Below are 1,573 nucleotides of genomic sequence, written 5' to 3'. Positions count from 1 at the left end.
GGACGGCCGCGCCCCGCGGCGCCCCGTCCCGGCCCGCCCCCGGCCGCCAGTCCCCGCCCCCCGCCGCCGAAGCGGTCGAGGAGCCCCCGCCGGAGGACTACGACGAGCCCAGCCCCGACGACCCGGTCGCCCCGGGCGGCTTCGGCACCAGCGAGGAGCAGGCCGTGAAGCTCCTCCAGAACGCGTTCGGCGCCAAGCAGATCGCCTAGGGTCCGGCACGCGCGGTGTGCGGACCGGAACCCGCGGGCGTGCTCGGCCGACGGGCGTCGCCCCGTGCGGTTAGGCTGGCCCTGCACCAGGAGACCAGGAGGGCGAGGAGAGACATGGACATGTTCCCAGGCGGCGACATGGCGAAGCTGCTCCAGCAGGCGCAGCAGATGCAGACCGACATGATGAAGGCTCAGGCCGAACTGGCCCAGGCCGAGGTCAGCGCCTCGGCCGGCGGCGGCCTCGTCACCGCCACGGTCACCGGCGACGGCGAGCTCAAGGCCATCAAGATCGACCCGAAGGCCGTCGACCCCGAGGACGTCGAGACCCTCGAAGACCTCGTCATCGCGGCGATCCAGGCCGCGAACGACAGCGCCAAGCGCCTCGCCGCCGAGAAGATGGGCCCGCTCGGCGACGCCATCGGCGGCATGACCGGCGGCCTCGGCCTGCCGGGCATGTAGCGCACCCGGCCGGACCGACCACGCGGAACCAAATAAGGAGAATCCTTGTACGACGGGGCTTTGGGCGACCTCATCGAGGAGCTCGGGCAGCTGCCCGGTATCGGCCCGAAGAGCGCGCAGCGCCTGGCGTTCCACCTGCTCGCCTCCGAGCCGGCCGACGTCGAGCGGCTCACGTCCGCACTGGAGCGCGTCAAGGCGCAGGTGCGGTTCTGCGAGGTGTGCGGCAACGTCACCGAGGCCGAGCAGTGCGGCATCTGCCGCGACCCGCGGCGGACCGAGGCGCTCATCTGCGTCGTCGAGGAGCCCAAGGACGTCCTCGCCGTCGAGCGCACCGGCGAGTTCCGCGGCCGGTACCACGTGCTCGGCGGGGCCATCAACCCCCTTGAGGGCATCGGCCCCGACGACCTGCGCATCCGGCAGCTCATGGTGCGCCTCCAGGCCGGCGAGACCACCGAGCTCATCATCGCCACCGACCCGAACACCGAGGGCGAGGCCACCGCGACCTACCTGGCGATGCTCCTCAAACCCATGGGGCTCAAGGTCACCAGGCTCGCGAGCGGCCTCCCCGTCGGCGGCGACCTGGAGTACGCCGACGAGGTCACCCTCGGGCGCGCCTTCTCCGGCCGCCGCGACATGGACTGAGCCGCAACGGGACTCACTTTGTTCGCGCGGTGTGTACGGAATGTGGCGAATGTGCAAACCGTAACGACTTGCGCGCGATAGGTCTCGGGGACATCACGCGTAACGGTGACGAAACGCCTCGAACCTAGTCTCGGACTTCCCGAAGCCCGACGACTGGTTGGTGGTCCCTTGCCTCACCCTGCACGCATCTCCCGGCCCGCGGCCCGGCGCGCCGTCGGCGCGGCCGCCGCGGCCGTCCTGGGCCTGTCCGCGCTCGCCGCCTG

Annotated in this window: 3 protein-coding genes; all 3 read left to right on the top strand. The window is 71.9% G+C overall.

Annotation, left to right across the window (positions count from 1 at the left end; all coding sequences use genetic code 11):
* On the top strand, nt 1–209 hold a 209-nt coding region (locus DI269_RS13065; RefSeq protein WP_198667390.1), incomplete at its 5' end, for a hypothetical protein.
* Nucleotides 210–329: 120 nt separating this feature from the next.
* Nucleotides 330–668 carry a YbaB/EbfC family nucleoid-associated protein gene (locus DI269_RS13060; protein WP_112136569.1) on the top strand — a complete coding sequence of 113 codons (339 nt, stop codon included), beginning with the start codon at nt 330–332 and terminating at the stop codon, nt 666–668.
* A gap of 45 nt (nt 669–713) precedes the next feature.
* Nucleotides 714–1,310, top strand: a complete 597-nt coding sequence (gene recR, locus DI269_RS13055; protein ID WP_112136567.1) for a recombination mediator RecR — start codon at nt 714–716, stop codon at nt 1,308–1,310.
* Nucleotides 1,311–1,573 lie beyond the last annotated feature (263 nt).

This window comes from Glycomyces dulcitolivorans, assembly GCF_003265355.1.
In the GTDB taxonomy this organism is placed as follows: Bacteria; Actinomycetota; Actinomycetes; order Mycobacteriales; family Micromonosporaceae; genus Glycomyces; species Glycomyces dulcitolivorans.
The sequence above is the reverse complement of the archived record's forward strand: the minus strand, read 5'-3'. Positions and strand labels throughout refer to the sequence as shown.

What these genes read in the sequence shown, in the direction of transcription:
- DI269_RS13060 (WP_112136569.1), top strand. Translation starts at nt 330, where the DNA reads ATGTTCCCAGGCGGCGACATGGCGAAGCTGCTCCAGCAGGCGCAGCAG.